At 45.2% G+C, this 16,794-nt stretch carries 19 protein-coding genes; 17 read left to right on the top strand and 2 right to left on the bottom strand.

The annotated features are described in order from the left end of the window. The first annotated feature begins 21 nt into the window (after positions 1-21). The 12 genes from BLCOC_RS25435 to BLCOC_RS25380 all read left to right on the top strand — a co-directional run bounded on the left by BLCOC_RS25435 (position 22) and on the right by BLCOC_RS25380 (position 10,488). Positions 22-531 (top strand): A24 family peptidase, encoded by a 510-nt coding sequence (locus tag BLCOC_RS25435; protein WP_018595559.1) that lies wholly within the window; start codon positions 22-24, stop codon positions 529-531. Beyond that, a complete protein-coding gene (locus BLCOC_RS25430; RefSeq protein WP_115623777.1) occupies positions 528-1,535 on the top strand; it encodes a P-loop NTPase family protein in 1,008 nt (335 codons plus the stop codon). Before BLCOC_RS25435 ends, BLCOC_RS25430 begins: the two co-directional genes overlap by 4 nt. Continuing rightward, entirely contained in the window at positions 1,519-2,712 is a 1,194-nt protein-coding gene (locus tag BLCOC_RS25425) for a CpaF family protein (RefSeq protein ID WP_115623776.1), read from the top strand. The genes BLCOC_RS25430 and BLCOC_RS25425 overlap by 17 nt, the downstream gene beginning before the upstream one ends. Further along, positions 2,702-3,439: a type II secretion system F family protein gene (locus BLCOC_RS25420; protein WP_049924654.1), complete on the top strand. Its 738-nt coding sequence runs from the start codon at positions 2,702-2,704 to the stop codon at positions 3,437-3,439. Before BLCOC_RS25425 ends, BLCOC_RS25420 begins: the two co-directional genes overlap by 11 nt. Further along, a complete protein-coding gene (locus BLCOC_RS25415; RefSeq protein WP_115623775.1) occupies positions 3,429-4,664 on the top strand; it encodes a type II secretion protein F in 1,236 nt (411 codons plus the stop codon). Before BLCOC_RS25420 ends, BLCOC_RS25415 begins: the two co-directional genes overlap by 11 nt. Positions 4,665-4,705: 41 nt before the next feature. Continuing rightward, complete coding sequence (locus BLCOC_RS25410) at positions 4,706-4,873, top strand: Flp1 family type IVb pilin (RefSeq protein ID WP_044954583.1); 168 nt, start codon at positions 4,706-4,708, stop codon at positions 4,871-4,873. Between the two features lie 10 nt (positions 4,874-4,883). After that, positions 4,884-6,275, top strand: a complete 1,392-nt coding sequence (locus BLCOC_RS25405; RefSeq protein ID WP_115623774.1) for a DUF5702 domain-containing protein — start codon at positions 4,884-4,886, stop codon at positions 6,273-6,275. 20 nt (positions 6,276-6,295) lie between these two features. Continuing rightward, positions 6,296-7,141 carry a hypothetical protein gene (locus BLCOC_RS25400; RefSeq protein WP_115623773.1) on the top strand — a complete coding sequence of 282 codons (846 nt, stop codon included), beginning with the start codon at positions 6,296-6,298 and terminating at the stop codon, positions 7,139-7,141. After that, positions 7,142-7,582, top strand: a complete 441-nt coding sequence (locus tag BLCOC_RS25395) for an A24 family peptidase (protein ID WP_115623772.1) — start codon at positions 7,142-7,144, stop codon at positions 7,580-7,582. A 62-nt stretch (positions 7,583-7,644) separates the two neighbouring features. Further along, entirely contained in the window at positions 7,645-8,223 is a 579-nt protein-coding gene (locus tag BLCOC_RS25390; RefSeq protein ID WP_115623771.1) for a hypothetical protein, read from the top strand. 80 nt (positions 8,224-8,303) lie between these two features. After that, the gene (locus tag BLCOC_RS25385; protein ID WP_115623770.1) at positions 8,304-9,674 is read left to right on the top strand and encodes a DUF6382 domain-containing protein; all 1,371 of its coding nucleotides are present in this window, start codon (positions 8,304-8,306) and stop codon (positions 9,672-9,674) included. A gap of 220 nt (positions 9,675-9,894) precedes the next feature. Continuing rightward, positions 9,895-10,488: a rhomboid family intramembrane serine protease gene (locus BLCOC_RS25380; protein ID WP_165907235.1), complete on the top strand. Its 594-nt coding sequence runs from the start codon at positions 9,895-9,897 to the stop codon at positions 10,486-10,488. 22 nt (positions 10,489-10,510) lie between these two features. On the opposite strand, the gene BLCOC_RS25375 is transcribed toward BLCOC_RS25380, so the two are convergent. Next, a complete protein-coding gene (locus tag BLCOC_RS25375; protein WP_115623768.1) occupies positions 10,511-11,236 on the bottom strand; it encodes a sensor histidine kinase in 726 nt (241 codons plus the stop codon). Between the two features lie 160 nt (positions 11,237-11,396). On the opposite strand from BLCOC_RS25375, the gene BLCOC_RS25370 reads away from it, so the two are divergent. Further along, the gene (locus BLCOC_RS25370) at positions 11,397-11,804 is read left to right on the top strand and encodes an HIT family protein (protein ID WP_115623767.1); all 408 of its coding nucleotides are present in this window, start codon (positions 11,397-11,399) and stop codon (positions 11,802-11,804) included. 20 nt (positions 11,805-11,824) lie between these two features. Beyond that, positions 11,825-12,382 (top strand): RNA polymerase sigma factor, encoded by a 558-nt coding sequence (locus BLCOC_RS25365; RefSeq protein WP_115623766.1) that lies wholly within the window; start codon positions 11,825-11,827, stop codon positions 12,380-12,382. 1 nt (position 12,383) lies between these two features. On the opposite strand, the gene BLCOC_RS25360 is transcribed toward BLCOC_RS25365, so the two are convergent. Next, a complete protein-coding gene (locus BLCOC_RS25360) occupies positions 12,384-13,451 on the bottom strand; it encodes an undecaprenyldiphospho-muramoylpentapeptide beta-N-acetylglucosaminyltransferase (RefSeq protein WP_115623765.1) in 1,068 nt (355 codons plus the stop codon). 100 nt (positions 13,452-13,551) lie between these two features. On the opposite strand from BLCOC_RS25360, the gene BLCOC_RS25355 reads away from it, so the two are divergent. From BLCOC_RS25355 to BLCOC_RS25345, 3 genes are all read left to right on the top strand, one after another. Next, positions 13,552-14,505 (top strand): DUF4367 domain-containing protein, encoded by a 954-nt coding sequence (locus tag BLCOC_RS25355; protein ID WP_115623764.1) that lies wholly within the window; start codon positions 13,552-13,554, stop codon positions 14,503-14,505. A 19-nt stretch (positions 14,506-14,524) separates the two neighbouring features. Continuing rightward, a complete protein-coding gene (locus tag BLCOC_RS25350; RefSeq protein ID WP_115623763.1) occupies positions 14,525-15,013 on the top strand; it encodes a DUF6147 family protein in 489 nt (162 codons plus the stop codon). 129 nt (positions 15,014-15,142) lie between these two features. Beyond that, positions 15,143-16,750, top strand: a complete 1,608-nt coding sequence (locus BLCOC_RS25345; protein WP_115623762.1) for an MBL fold metallo-hydrolase RNA specificity domain-containing protein — start codon at positions 15,143-15,145, stop codon at positions 16,748-16,750. Positions 16,751-16,794 lie beyond the last annotated feature (44 nt).

Here is a 16,794-nt window from a genome sequence, read left to right as displayed (position 1 = left end):
AATAGTGAAAGAGGTGTTTTTATGTCTTTAGCGACGGGTATGGCACTGTTCTTTTCTGCAGGCGCGGTCTGCACGGACTTATTTTTGGAAAAGGTGCCCAACAGATGGATCGCTCTGGGACTTGCGGCAGGAGCTGGATGTCAGGGATTCTTACACGGTGCCCGGGGAATGCCGGTGTATCTGGGCGGGGTATTTTTACCGGCGGTATTGTTGTTTCCACTGTTCTGTTTCCGAATGATGGGAGCAGGTGATATTAAGCTTATGGCTGTGATGGGAGGATTCCTGGGCAGTAGCGGAATCATAAAAGGTATGTTCTGCGTCTTTCTTCTGGGCGCTGTACTTTCTTTGGCATTTCTTATTTCCTGCGGGAATCTGCAGGAACGTTTTTCTTATTTTTTCCATTATCTGAAGATTTGTAAAAAGAAACGTTGTCCTGTTCCCTATATGAGAAAGGACAGCAAGGAGGAGAATCTGCACTTTACGGTGCCGATACTTCTGGGAATTATGCTGTATGCGGGAGGTTTTTGTTGAGAAAAAAAGTAATGGCAGTGTGTGATGAGGAGGCCTCTTATGCCTGCAGCTTCACCGCATGGCTGGAAAGAAAGGGGCGCTATCCCTTTGAGTTTGCTGCATTTACAGGAGCGGATAAAGTCTGTGCATATATACAGAAAAATCCTGTAGAGCTTCTGCTGATCGCGGAGCGGAGTATGTGTCCTGAGATTGGAGAGCTGCCTGCCTGCAGAATCATCATTTTAGATGAGGAGAACGGCACAGTACCGGAAGGGTTTCCGTCTGTACGGAAATACCAGTCCTGTGAAAGGATCATGCAGGAGGTGAGCGCCATCTACGGGGAGGCTGCGCGTTCAGAAGAGAGAGCGGCATCTGCGGGAAGGAAGATGTACATTCTGGGAGTCTATTCTCCTCTGGGACGTGTGGGCAAAACATCTTTTGCTCTGGCACTGGGGCAGGTGCTGGCCGGGAGGTATTCCGTGCTTTTTCTTAGCCTTGAACCCTACTCCGGTTATGAAAATCTGCTTTCCTGCAGCTTTGAGCGAAATCTGGGGGATCTGTTTTACTGTATACGGCAGAAAAACGGACAGCCGGCAGTGCAGCTTGCAGCTATGGTGCGGGAGGCCGGAGGACTGCATTATGTCCCCCCGGTCATCACCCCGGAGGATGTGGAGCAGATAACCCGGGAGGAGTGGCAGATGCTTTTTGAGGAGCTGAGGCTTTACAGCGGGTATCAGGTCATCATTCTTGATTTTGGTACAGGAGTCAGCCAGACACTGGGGCTGTTGGAGGAATGCAGCCGGATTTACACGCCGGTTTTGCAGGACCCGGTTTCCGCGGCAAAGATGGGTCAGTATGAGGCATGGCTTGAAAGTGCGGGAAAAGGGGATGTACTTGCAAGGACGGAGAAGCTTACCCTTCCGCCGGTGGCTGAGAAGGGGGAGGACCCATGGCCGGAGTGCCTTGCCGGCGGAAGATTTGGAGATCATGTGAGAAAGCTGGTGCAGGATGGAGATATTTTCTGAACTTAGGAACCGCCTGATGGAGAGGCTGGACAGTATGTGGGAGAGCACAGATGAGGAAGTGATGGAACTGATCGACAGTCTGATCATGGAGGAGGGAAGAAGGCTGGGACTGAATCTCCGACAGAAAAGTGAACTGAGGCGGGAGCTGTTCTGCTCCGTGCGAAAACTGGATGTATTGCAGGAGCTTTTGGAGGATTCCGGTATTACGGAGATCATGGTGAATGGATGGCAGCACATTTTTGTTGAGAAAAACGGCCGGATCTTTCCCTGGGAAAAACATTTTACATCTCCGGAAAAGCTGGATGATGTGATACAGCAGATCGCAGGCAGATGTAACCGGGTCATCAACACACTGCATCCTATTGTGGATGCCAGACTGGACAACGGCTCCAGGGTCAACGCAGTCATAGCACCTGCGGCGCTGGATGGTCCTGTCCTCACGATCCGTCAGTTCCCGGAAGAGCCGGTTACTATGGAGCGGCTCCTTGCATATGGGAGTGTGACAGAGGAGACACTCAGACTTCTGATACCGCTGGTGCGGGCCAAGTATACCATTCTTATCGGAGGAGGAACAGGGGCGGGCAAGACAACTATGCTGAATGCCCTGTCTGCCTTTATTCCTGAAGACGAAAGGATCATAACCATAGAGGACAACGCAGAGCTTCAAATCCAGGGGATTCCCAACCTGGTCAGACTGGAATGCAGGGCAGCCAATATTGAGGCGTCACAGGAAATTACCATGGCGGACCTTTTGAAGACGGCGCTTCGTATGCGTCCGGACAGGATAATCGTGGGGGAGGTGAGAAGTGATGCGGAGGAACTGCTGCAGGCTGTTAATGTGGGGGCTGAGGGGAGTATGTCGACCATACATGCCAATAGCTGCCGTGACATGATCACAAGGCTGGAAACATTGGTCCTCATGGGTATCAATCTTCCCCTTCCCGCTATCAGGCGTCAGATCGCAGCGGGATTTGATATATTTGTCCATCTGGGAAGACTCAGGGACAAGAGCCGCAGGCTTCTGGAGATCTGTGAGATAGATGGCATAGTTGAGGATGAAGTGGTTTTGAATCCACTGTTTTTGTATGAGGAGGAATGCGGTCTTGTACAGAAAGGGAAACTGAAGCACAGGGGTAAATTAGAAAGGGCGGGGATAACACTTGAAGATGGATTATGAACACTACAAATTGACAATTCTGGAATGGGCCAGATATCTGGGGGAGAGCGTACTCATCTGCGTGATCATAAATGCTCTCTGCTACCAAAGCTTTATCACATTTTTGTTTATGCTCCCCATTCCCTTCTGGTATATCAGGCAGAGAAAAAGACAGCTTTTAATGCTGCGGCGCAGGAGGCTTCATCACCAGTTCAGGGATGTGCTGAATGCACTGGGAGCCGGAATCGCGGCAGGATATTCTTTGGAAAACGCTGTTTTGGAAGCGGGAAAGGATATGAACCGAATACACGGGCCTGACAGGGAGATATCAAGAGAAATGGCATATATGGCAGCGCAGATGCGTGTCAGCGTTCCGGTGGAAAAACTGTTTTACGATCTGGGGAGTAGAAGTCATGTAGAGGATATCCGCAGTTTTTCAGAGATTTTAGCACAGTCCAAACGTATGGGCGGCAATATGCGAGAGACAATACAGAATTGTGTGAGGATCATGGAGGATAAGATCGATGTCAAAAAAGAAATTGACGCTATGCTGGCTGCCAGGAAAATGGAACAGAACATTATGAGTTTCATGCCCATTGGGATCATCCTCTATATGCGAATGACTTCGCCGGGGTTTATGGATATGCTGTATCACAATGCAGCCGGGGTCTGTATCATGACCATTTGTCTCTGCTGTTATGCGGTGGCTTTTATCTGGGGCAGGAGGATCGTGGAGATTGAAGTTTGAGAAGATTTTTGTCGGAGAGAAAAAGGCACTTGCATTGGGAATCACAGTGGTTTTACTGGCAAACACGGCTGGTCTCATCCTGTATTTCCTGGAAAACAAATCTGCAGAGAAGAGAAAGACAGAATATCTGGAGCGGCGTGGATACGGCCAGGGAGATTATGAGGAGAAACTGACAGTCCGGTCAGAGAAAGGAAAGCAGAATATAACAGTATACGTCCGGGAGAAAGAATACAATCCGGAAGAGGCAAGGGAAATTTTAAACCAGGTAAAAGAAGAGATGGAGATTCTTATCCGTGGGGAAAATGAAAGTCTGGATAAAATTCAGCATCCTCTTTATCTGCCGGACAGCAGCCCGGATTTCCCTGTTAATATGTCCTGGAGCACAGATACTCCGGAGGTACTGGACTGGGAAGGGAAAATCGGAGAAAATACTGCACAGCATGGCACAAAGGTAAAGCTTATGTGCGGCCTCGGCCTGGGCGGTGAGACTGAGGAATGGGAAAAAGAAGTGACAGTTTATCCGGAGCTGATTTCCGATGATATAAGACTTCAGAGGGAAGTACAGAGGGCAGTGGATGCCGAAAATAGTGCCTTTACGGAGAAAGTGAAACTGCCGGAAAAAGTAAATGGGACCAGGGTTATTTTCCGGAGCGAACAGAGCAGTACCGGGGTTCTCATATGTCTGTTTGGGACATTTTTAGGTCTGTTGATCCTGCCGCTATACAGAGAGAAAGAGAAGGAAAAAGACAAGAAGAAAAAGGTTCAGATGCAGGCTGATTATCCGGACATTGTGAGCAGAATTTTATTATTTCTGCAGGCAGGGCTGACGGTGCGCAGCGCGGTGGAAAAGATTGCAAAAGACTATATTAATACATGTAAAAGATACGGTTACAAGAGGCGGACGGCCTATGAGGAATTAGTGGAAATTTATGGTGAAATGGAGGGCGGACTGCCGGAAGCGCAGGCATATGAACGGTTGGGAAACCGCTGCGGCCTATCGGAATACAAAGTCCTTTCCGTGCTCCTTATCCAGAACCTGAAGAAAGGAAACCAGGGGGTTCTAACACTCCTTGAACGGGAGTCCGCTGCCGCTATTGAAGAGCGGAAAAGGAAGGCTAAAATAAGTGGGGAACAGGCATCTGCAAAGCTTTTGGGGCCTATGTTTATGCAGCTTGCACTGGTGATGGCTTTGGTTATGATCCCTGCTTTTTTAAGCTTTTATTAACCTATAGCAGAGCAAAAATACACGGAAAGGGGGTGATGATCATGAGGGTGTTCAGGGATTTTTACGAGGATGAGTCTGGGATCACTGTGATAGAAATCGTGCTTGTGTTAGTGGTTTTGATCGGGCTTGTTATCATATTTAAAAAGCAGCTTACCAGTCTGATACAGAGTATTCTGTCAAAGATCACAAGCCAGAGCAACAGCATTTAGAGAGGTTGTTATGAGACAAAAAGGAAGTATGACGATCGCCATGTGTATGATGCTGTCTGTTATGCTTGGTATCCTGGCAGCGGGTATTCAGCTCTGCAGAGAGCAGTATGCCCGGGTACAGGCAGTGAATGCAGCAGATACAGGGCTGTACTCCGTGTTCTCAGAGTATGAGAGAGATTTGCTGGAGGAATACGATTTATTTTTTCTGGACAGCGGATACGGTAGAGGCAGTATAGATGCCTTCCATGTGGTGCAGCAAATGGAAAATTCCATGGCACTGACACTGGAAAGCGGTATCAGGGGAAGTACACAGGAGAGTTGTTCTATTACAGGGTACAGTCTGGCCTCGGATAACGATGGGGAGGTATTTTGCGCACAGGCAGCGGCGGCTGTCAGAGAGCATCTGGGTACAGAAGCTGTTAAACGCCTGAAGGAGTATCTCAGTGATACAGGAAAAGTAATAGAACAGCAGCAGGAGCAAAAGGATGCCGGTGCGCCTCCGATGCCGGAGGAACCGGAGGCGGAAGGTGCGGGTATGCCGGAGATCACCCCGGAAAATAATCCTCTGGAGATCATAAAGCGAATCCGGGCTATGGGAATTCTGGGATTAGTTCTTCCAAACGATGCAGTTATTTCCGAAAAGGAAACAGACGTTTCCACTTTCACTTCAAACCGAAATCTGCAGAAAGGTATGGGAGATATGAAAGAACAGAAAACTGGAGCCGCTGACAAACTTTTTCTCCAGACCTATGTTATGAATAAGCTTGGTACTTACAGGGTGCCCGGGAATCCGGGAGCCCTTGATTATCAGGTGGAATACATACTGGGAGGCAGGGGCAGCGACAGGGAGAACCTGAAAAAAACAGTAAACAGGATTTTACTGCTGCGTGAGGCAGCCAATGCGGCGTATCTCTATACGGACCCGGAAAAACGAGCGCAGTCCAGTGCACTGGCGACGTCATTGTGCACAGCGCTTCTGATACCGGAAGGTGCCTTTGTGGTGGAAAAGCTGCTTCTGCTGGGATGGGCCTACGGAGAGAGCCTTTTGGATGTGCGTCAACTGATGGCCGGAGGAAAAGTTCCGTTGGTAAAGACAGGTGCTGACTGGAAGCTTGAACTTTCCCATATAGGACAGATTTTTACATTGCTGCAGAATGGACAGACAGAAAATACTTCCGGATTAGATTATAATGACTATCTGCAGATACTGTTGTTCACAACCTCCAGGCACAGTCTGGCATTCCGCTGTATGGATATGATAGAGCAGAATATACGGCTCAAACCGGGAAAAGAAAATTTCCGGATAGATTCCTGTATGGAAGGTCTGGAGATCGAGACAAGTTTTCTAAGCCCGTCCGGGAAGCGATGGACGGCAGTCAGAAGCTACGGATATGATATGTAAAAGGCAGAGAGGGGGAGCATATGCCCAGGACAAAAAGCAGACAAGGATGTAATAGAAAGGATTGGTACTCTCTTCAGCAAAAAGGCAGTCTTACCCTGGAAAGCGCAGCTGTTCTCCCTCTCTATTTTCTGGCAATGGTAATGCTGATCAGTATGATGGACATTTTTCGGATTCAGACGATTTTGGTGTCGTCTATGAGCCAGAGTGCCAAGGAACTGGGCATGTATGCCTATAGTATAGACGGTGAAAGTAAATCTCCCGTAGGGGCAGTGACAGATGCAGCTTGTATTGCCTATGCCTCAGCAGAGGTACAGAAAAGATTAAAGGGTGAGAATCTAGCAGGAATTGTGGGAAGACAGGCAGGAGTCACACTACTGGGGTCTCATTACAGGAACGGTGTTGTAAGCATAAGGGCAAATTATCTGTATAAAAGTCCAGTGGCTCTCTTTCCGGTTTTTCCGGTAAAGATAGAGGCGGCAGCCTGTGCGCAGGCTTGGCTTGGATATAATGGGGACAAATACGGCAGTGCGGATAACAGCTATGGGGAAGAGATGGTCTATGTTACGGATTATGAAAGTGTATACCACACTTCATCGGACTGCACCCATATAAAGCTTACGACAAAACGGGTGGCAATGCAGAACGCGGCACAGAGCAGGAATGAGTATGGGGATAAATATTATCCATGTGAAAAGTGTATGAAAGGGCACGAGAAGGATATGTTTGTATATATTGCGGACAAGGGGAACCGTTATCACAGTGACAAGTCATGCGGCGGCCTTTCGCGCCATGTGCGGATTATGAAAAAATCAGAAGCGGACAACAGAAACCTCTGTTCACGCTGCGGACAAAGAAAAGGGGATTAGATGGCAGAAAAAATAACAGTAGGTATTTTTCTTGGGTTTATGGGATGGGAAGATTTAAGAAGTAAAACTGTTGCAGTATGGAAGATTCTTTTATTTCTGGCAGGCAGTTTAATATGCACAGCAGTGAAAACTAAGGGCATTCCAAAAGAGATGTGGAATGTGGTGACGAGCCTGATACCGGGCGGCCTGCCGGGATTACTTCTATTGGTTCTGGGCAGGGTATCCGGCTGGGCAGTGGGCAGTGCAGACGGGATCATTGTGTTAATATTGGGAACTTATCTGGGGTTATGGCAGACTTTGAGTGTATTGTCCGGTGCTTTTTTACTGGCTGTATTGACAGCAGGTTTTTTGATGGCTGTACAGAAAAAAGACAGAAAATATGAGATGCCTTTTGTTCCGTTTTTATTTGGAGGCATGGTATTTCATTTCATTATAGGTTAAGGCGGGGGGTATAGAGGACATGGTGGATATGGAGGACATGGGGATATAGAGGACATGAGGACATGGGGGGATATGGAGGACAGGGGGACATGGTGGATATGGAGGACATGGGATATAGAGGACATGAGGGGATATGCGGGGATATAAGGACATATGGGGGAATATGCGGGGATATAGGAGATATGAGAGATATGAGGTATCCAAGAAGAAAAAGCAGAAAAAAGAACAGAAGAAGGAATAAAGGAAACTTAGTATGCAGGGGGAGCTATACACTGGAAGCTGCCTGTATCAGTGGTGTATGGATGCTGACAGTGTTTGCAGTTCTGCTGCTGCTGGTCGGAACTATAAAAAAGGGCGTATACACGGCAAAAGCATATGAGGCGGCTGTATCAGGCAGTACAGAGGCAGTACGCAGGCAGGGAGATGGAGTGACTGCTGCCCGGGAACGGCTTGCAGGTGAAAGCGGGCATTATTCCGTAAACGGCAGCAAAAGAGAAATTACTGTCAATTATGAGGAATATATAAAATATCCTTTTGCAGGGTTGCAGTGGCATATTCAGGGCAATGCAAAAAGTAAAGTGATCCGGCCGGTATTGTTTATAGAAAAGGTAAGAAGTGTAAAAAAATGGATGGGACACTGACACTACAGCGTAATAAGCAGTAAGTTCCAAAACGAAGAGGAAAAATGCACAGGTTATTTAGAGGATAAGGAGGGGAAAATGTGAAGGCAGAGTACAGAAGGGAAATGAATCACAGCTATCTGATGCTGAAGACTGACGGAGAACTAAATATGCAGGGATATGAGATGAAAATGCTTTTACACAACCAATTGGCAGGCCTGCTTCCCCTTTCTGTGCGTTATATAGATGGAGTACCTCTGTTTTATTATGAGGTAACGTCCAGACAGAGTCTTTTGCTGAATTATGAGGCAAAAAAATTCGGAAAGACGGATTTGGAGAGGATTTTCAAATCCGTGGCAGATATCATGGAAGAGCTGGAGGAATATCTTCTGGATGCGGAGACTATCTTGTTTAATCCAAAATATATCTATATGGATACAGATTGGCAGCATCTTTATTTTTGTTGTTTTCCTGTGAGCCGGGAGGCAGGAAGGAACGGAGTTTTAGAGCTGACAGAGTATATACTTCCCAAAATCGATCACAAGGATGCGGAAGCAGTTGTTCTGGGCTATGGGGTATACAGGGAGAGCGTGGAGGCAGGAATTGGGGCAGATGAGATTCGCAGAGAACTCAGAAAAGTCTCCATGGAGACAGCAGATGAGAAAAAGAATCAGCCGGAAAATTCATATGATGGACTGGATTATTCGGGAGAGGAAACAATAACGGAGGAAAAAAGAAAACAGGCATTGGATGATTTTTTTCAGGAGGAGGAAGAGATAGAGGACAAACATCCGCTTTTAAATGCTGTGGGGTGCATTTTTACGCTGGCGGCCGCAGCAGTTTGTATCTATCTTCTGTTGCACTACGAGATAGCCAATATACTCCAGATCAGTATAGGCGTGTCTGCAGCGGCAGCCGCTGCTGTTGGTGCATTTATAGTGTTTCGTCTGAAGAACGCGAGGGAAGAGAAAAAAAGGAAGAAACGGGAACTGGACCAGTTGGAAGCGTGGGGATGGGAGAGGGAGTCCGAATATAAAGAGGATAATGGTGAAAGAGAAAAACAGGGAAAGGCAGGTCTGGAAAAGGAGAATGCCAAAACCGGTGATTTTGATACATGTGAGCCTACCATTCTGCTGTCACCGAAAAAAGCAGATGAGAGAAACGCATGTTTACTTTGGGACGAAGAGGAAAAGCCAAAGAGACATGTACTTGATAAAGAGATACAGATTATTGGAAAATTGGCGTCTGCAGCAGATATCTGCCTGAGGCATCCGGCAGTGAGCAGGATCCACGCAAGAATACGAAGAGATGAAAATGATTACTTTTTATCTGATCTGAATTCAAAAAACGGAACCTTCTTAAACGGCAGAATACTGGAACCGGAACGGGAATATTTACTGCATAATGATGACAGGATAAGTATTGCGGGAACAGAGTTACAGTACTGTAATTTTCAGAATAAGGAGGTTTAATTCGCTTATTTTAAACCGTAGAAATGGAAGGATATGGTTGCGTTAATCTGGGAAAGAGCTTATAATGATGCTATGTCCTGCAGGCAGGGAGTGATGAGTGGTTTGTGGTTATCGCAGGGCTGAAGACTATATCAGAGAAGAAGAAAAAGGCAGGTAGTGCATGGTGGATTACAGTAACTGGAACCAGAGGCCGGAATCCGATTTCAGTCGGTTTTTACGGATGCGGAAGAGTGTTCTGATGAACACAATTATGATAGCTGTCAATATCCTGGTGTTTCTGCTGACGGAGATAACAGGGTCATCGCTGGACAGCCGGCATCTTGTAAACTGGGGAGCTGCATATACACCCTTCATAGAACAGGGACATGAATATTATCGGCTTTTTACCTGTATGTTTCTTCATTTCGGACTGGCACATCTGGGAAATAATATGTTGGTGCTTGTATTTCTCGGTGACAGCCTGGAAAGAGAAGTTGGCAGAATACGCTATCTTCTTATTTATCTGATTGGCGGAATGGGTGCAAGCTATATTTCTTATTATGCAGAAATTAGAGGAGGGGAGGCGGTAGTCTCCGCAGGTGCTTCCGGAGCGGTGTTTGCTGTGATCGGAGCACTGATTTATGTAGTAATGAGAAATCGAGGAAGACTGGGTGAGTTTACAACAAGGCAGCTTGTTTTTATGGCTGCGCTTACACTTTATCATGGCTTTACAAGTGCCGGAGTGGATAACGCAGCTCATTTTGGCGGGCTTTTATGCGGATTTGCCCTTGGTATAATTCTTTATCACGGAAAGAAAAGGCTGCCTTCATACTGAAAGGCAGCACATTTTTGTGTAGTTAGCTGACCGGAAGAACGATTTTGAATGTGGTGCCTTCACCGGATTTGGATTTGAAAGAGATAGTGCCTTTGTGGGCACAGACAATACGCCGGCATATAGGCAGACCGAGACCGGTACCTTCCTGTTTGTGTGTGATAAACGGTTCAAACAGGTCGTCCTGATATTCAGACGGAATGCCATTCCCGGTATCCGATATAGTAAAAGTGACAGATTCACCGTCAGACTGTATGGTACAGAATATATGGCCTTCTGTTTCAATGGCGTCTGATGCGTTTCTTATCAGGTTGAGAAAAAGTTGACGGAGCTTTGTGCCGTCAGCTTTTATAACGGGTATTGGAGATGTTTTTTGTAAATCTATGGTTATATGCCGTTCATTCAAAGCTGGGGTCACAGATTCAATTACATCGCAGAATGTAGTATATATGTTGGAATTCTGCAGATTTAGTTTTTCTGAGTTGTTGAAGGCGGATAATTCGTTGAGAAGTGATTTTAGAAAATCCATATTCTCCATGATTTTTTGCCAGTAGTTGTCCTGGATAAGTTCAGGATGCCGCCCTTCTAAAAGCTGCATAAAGCTGTTGATCAAAGTGACAGGATTTCTTATTTCGTGAGAAACCTGGGAAAGCATAAACTGATGCTTCATTTTTAATTGCTGATAAAGCATCTTATAATCAGCAGTTTCGGGCATCCTGGTGCTCTGGTCAGTGCCGGATTGTATAGTCATTAGGTGTCCCCCCTGTTCTTTCTTTACGTTGATAGTGTAGCACTGTTACTGCCAAATATCAAATAATTTCATAACCTAAAAAGCGCCAAAAAACGACAAACTTATGACAGAATGCCGTCGAAAAGAGCCGGCAAAAGCAGCACAGAAAGGAGAAATAAATATGTCGGATTGTATTTTTTGTAAGATTGCAAACGGCGAGATTCCGTCTGCAACGCTCTATGAGGATGGGGACTTCCGGGTTATACTGGACCTGGGACCAGCGAACAAAGGACATGCTTTAATTCTGCCGAAACAGCACTATGCCAATCTCTATGAAATCCCTGATGAGCTGGCAGGTAAAGCGATGGTGCTTGCAAAGAAAATAATCACCAGGATGAGAGATGTTCTCGGCTGCGATGGTTACAATGTTGTGCAGAACAACGGGGAAGCAGCCGGTCAGACGGTCTTCCACTTCCATATCCATCTGATTCCACGCAGTGTTGGGGATAATGCTGGGATTACATGGACGCCGGGGAAATTAACAGAGGAGGATAAGCAGGAAATCCTTGAGAAGTTTTCAATGGATTAGACTTCAGGAAAAGGGTTAAAATGACAGAAGAAAAATTTCGTGAAATCTTTCGTCAATATTATCGTTTAGTTATGAAAGCGGCATACTGTGTCTTGTATGATACAGATCTTTCACAGGATATCTGCCAGGAAACATTTCTGACTTTTTTGGAAAAGGTGGACACTGTGGACAAAACACGTTTTGCGGAATGGTTTGCAGTCTGTTCAAGAAGAAAAGCCATAGATTATTGTAAGAAGGCATATCAGGTGCATGAAGTAGTTACGGCTGACCGCGCCGAAAAAGAAGACACGGATAAAATGACACAAAAGAACGACAGCGGAGGAAAGAAAGCCGGATATTATAATGATGATATGGCACAGATGATAGTGCACAAAGAATTTACCGGTAAGATTCTGAATTCTCTGAAGGCAAAGAATATGGACTGGTATGAGATTGTGATGAGAACATATGTCATGGGAGAAAGCGACGAAGAGATTGCCCGTGCTCTTGGCATCACCATAGGAAATGTGCGTACCAAGAGACACAGGATGATGGAATGGCTGAAACAAAGATATCAGTCAGAGTATGATTCCTTATGAATTACCTGTTCACGGCCTGTTCAAAAAGCTGGACGATTTCTTCAATAGAATCAGTCAGTTTGCTTTTGGACATGGCTTCTGTATAGGCGGCGCGTTCTTTATAGAGGGAGTTAATGGTCTCAACAAGTTTTTCATTGGTGATTTCCTCCTCCTCCAGAACTACGCTGTAGCCCATGCGTTCAAAGGAACGGGCATTCAGTATCTGGTCACCGCGGCTTGCGCGTGCAGAGAGCGGAATCAGGAGATTCGGTTTTTTCAATGCACTCAGTTCACAGATGGCATTGGCGCCGGCTCTTGATATGACAATGTCCGCAAGGGCAAATAAGTCAGCCAGCTCCTTTTTGATATATTCATACTGTACATAGCCTTTTGTGTTTTTTAACGATTCGTCCAGTTTCCCTTTGCCGCACAGATGGATAATCTGGAAATTTTTTAGCAGTTCAGGAAGTACGGCACGGACGGCGTCATTTACGGCCGCAGCACCAAGGCTTCCGCCAATGATCATAATAACCGGTTTGTCAGAAGTGAAACCGGTAAATTCCCGTGCCCTCTCAGGGCTTCCTTCCAGCAGCTCCTGACGTATAGGAGTTCCTGTCAGTACAGCTTTGTTGGCTGGCAGTTCAGACACGGTCTCAGGAAAGTTGCAGCACACTTTTGTGGCAAAAGGAATGGATATTTTATTAGCCAGACCAGGTGTCATGTCTGATTCGTGGATAAAAGTCGGGATTTTTTTTCTGCTTGCCGCAATCACCACAGGTACGGTAACAAAACCGCCCTTGGAAAAGACAACATCAGGTTTTAACTGCTTCATAAGTTTTTTAGCTTCCGCAAAGCCTTTCATAACTTTGAATGGGTCAGTAAAATTTTTGACATCAAAATAGCGTCTTAATTTACCGGATGAAATTCCATAATAAGGGATACCCATTTCCTCTATCAGTTTTTTTTCGATTCCTTCATAGGAACCGATATAAGAAATGGTATAGCCGAGTTCCTTAAGGCGGGGAATCATTGCAATATTGGGGGTAACGTGTCCGGCAGTACCGCCGCCGGTAAGTACGATATGTTTCATGGTGTCCTCCTGCTCATTCAAAAATAATAGTTAAAAAGATAAATACTATAAGATAATATGATACACTTGTCAGGAAAAGTCAAGGAAAGATAGGAGTTTCATGAGTAAATTGGACGAAAAGCAAATTGAAAAAACACATAAGTCTGCGGCAGGCCAGGAAGACAAAGCGTTTGAGGAATGGATCAGCCAAAGAGTCCTTGATGAAACCGCAGAGATGATAAACGGGTTGGAAAACGACCCGGACTTAGATGATTTTGAGCCCTCCGAAGAGCTGTTCCAGAAAATCGTTGGAGTAGCTAAGGAAAGGGGCCTCCTGGCCGAAGCTGATGAGACAGCAGAAGGCGAGACAGATAAGATTGTTGAGAAGATAGAACTTTCAGATGAGAAGAAGGAAAAGATAGTCGCTGATAACATTCCAATTAAGAAAGGTATTCGCAGTGATGAAAAAGGAAAAGTAGTAGAGTTTACTCATCGTAGGCGGATGGCAGTGAAGTGGGTTGCTATGATAGCCGTAACATTGTTAGGTGTATTTGGAGTGTCTATGAGTAGTCAAGCAAACCGAACTTTTGTCATGCAAAAAGTGGAGAAAGTTTTGGGAGATGGAAAGACGACTGTAATTGAGAATAATACCGATAGAATGGAGAGTGATATCACAGAAGAAAGGGATAGAAATGAAGTGGAAAACAAGTTGCAAATCAAGCTACCTGAATTCTTTTATATGCCAGATGAAATGATATATAAATCTTATATATTGGAGGAAGACGCGCAATATGCATGTTTAGAATATTCGTATGGCGATGAAACCATTTTTCTTACAATATTTACAAATTGTAAAGATGCAAGTGGAGTATCTAAGAATGATCGGGGAGTGAAAATTGGAGATTTGAAAAGTCAATTTGTTGATATTTCTGTCCAATTAAATGAAGTGATGGAAAAAGAAGATAAAAAACCAACATATATCGCAGATTGGATATACAAAAACATCTATTTTGAAATAATGGGAAAATTGGATAAAGAGGAAATGATTAAGATAATTGAAAATATTTTAATGTGATACTAAGGAGGATAAACAAGTGAAAAGAGGATTAAAAAAAATAATTGTATTATTACTATGCTTTACAATGTTAGGAACAACATCTGTTGTGGTTTCAGCTGACGGTATAGATGATGTTGGAAAAGTAGTTGACGGTTCAGAACTTACTTTGGAAAATAGTGCAGAGAAAGTAATAAATACTTTAGTCAGAGGTAATATACTCAATCAAGGGACTGTAAGAATAACAAATAATGAAAATGGAACAGTTAATGTTTTTGGCGCCGTGTATGGAAGTGTAAAGTGTGATAAGATGACTTTGAGCTTAACATTACAGAGATATTCAAATGGTTATTGGTATAATGTTGGAACCTATGGAGACTCAGCTTATAATACAACTTCTTTGACAAGAAGCTACAACGTTAGTGTATCGAGAGGATATTATTATCGCATAAAAGGTGCTTGCATTGCACAGAAGGGTGGTACAACAGAATCGCAATCTCCTGTGACAGATGGTATTTGGATCGGATAGCATTCATCTATGGTAATGCCTTAATGTTATAATTTAATAAAATAATCTGAAAAGTTCTATTAAACTCCCCCCCTTTACGGTATAATGAAAGTAATCATACTTTTATATAACCGCAAAGGGGGTTCTTTTATGAAACTGACTTTTATAGGTGCGACTCATGAGGTTACGGGAAGTTGTTATTTCCTGGAGGCGGCGGGAAAGAAGTTTTTGGTGGACTGTGGAATGGAGCAGGGGCCGGATCAGTATGAAAACCAGGAGATTCCGGTGGCATTGTCCGATGTGGATTTTGCTCTGCTGACCCATGCTCACATTGACCACTCCGGCAACTTCCCGCTGGCTTATGCAAAAGGATTCCGGGGACCTATTTATGCGACAAATGCTACCTGCGATTTGTGTGACATTATGCTCCGTGACAGTGCGCATATCCAGATGTTTGAGGCTGAGTGGCGCAACCGTAAGGCACAGAGAAACGGACAGGCGGATTTTGTGCCGGCATATACTATGGAAGATGCTCTGGGTGTGATCAAACAATTTGTGGGATGTGAATACAGCAGAAAAATTCAGATTGCGGACGGAATACAGGTGAGGTTTGTAGATGCCGGACATCTTCTGGGATCCTCCAGTATTGAACTTTGGATCACAGAGGAGGGCGTGGAGAAGAAAATTGTCTTTTCCGGTGATATCGGCAACCTGAACCAGCCTCTGATAAAAGACCCGGAATATCTGGACAGCGCAGATTATGTGGTCATGGAATCAACATATGGGGATAGGAGTCACGGTGAAAGGCCTGATTATGCCAGAGAACTGGTGAAAATTCTGAAAAGAACCTTTGACAAAAACGGGAATGTAGTGGTGCCTTCCTTTGCTGTGGGTAGGACACAGGAGATGCTGTATTTTCTCAGGCGGATCAAAGAGGAAAATATGCTGCCGGAGTATCCGTATTTTGATGTGTATGTGGATAGCCCGCTGGCTGTCCAGGCCACTAATATTTTTAAGGAGCATTATACGGACTGTTACGATGAGGAGGCTATGGAGCTTATTGAGAAAGGCATCAATCCAATTGCTTTTCCGGGATTGAAGCTCTCCATTACCAGTGATGAGTCCAGGGCTATCAATATGGATGACAGCCATAAGGTGATCCTGTCGGCCAGTGGTATGTGTGATGCAGGCCGAATCAAGCATCATCTTAAACATAATCTCTGGAGACGTGAGTCTACCATTGTATTTGTGGGATACCAGGCAGTAGGTACTTTGGGCCGCGCACTGTTGGAAGGCGCTACAGATGTGAGACTGTTTGGCGAGGATATCCACGTCTGTGCAGATATTGTGAGACTTCCGGGTATCAGCGGCCATGCGGACGATGCAGGACTGATGCGTTGGGCATCCTCGTTTAAGGAGAAGCCAAAACGTGTATTTGTCACCCACGGGGATGACCAGGTATGTGATCTGTTTGCGGAAAGGCTGAAAAATGAACTGGGATACAATGCCATGGCACCTTTCAGCGGAACAGAATTTGATATGCTGGCAAATGAAATTGAGAAGGAAACAGTTGGAATTGTGATCAAACATGCAAAAGAGAAGGCAAAAGCCCGCAAGGCTTCCGGTGTTTATGCAAGACTTCTTGCAGCCGGACAGCGGTTAATGACGGTTATCCGTCATAATGAGGGCGGTGCAAATAAAGACCTGGCTAAATTTGCGGACCAGATCAATTCCATGTGTGATAAATGGGACCGCTGACAGATAAAATACAGCGGCAAAAATTATTTTACAAATAGAATGGG

The sequence above is a fragment of the Blautia coccoides genome, assembly GCF_034355335.1.
In the GTDB taxonomy this organism is placed as follows: Bacteria; Bacillota; Clostridia; order Lachnospirales; family Lachnospiraceae; genus Blautia; species Blautia producta.
The sequence above is the reverse complement of the archived record's forward strand: the minus strand, read 5'-3'. Positions and strand labels throughout refer to the sequence as shown.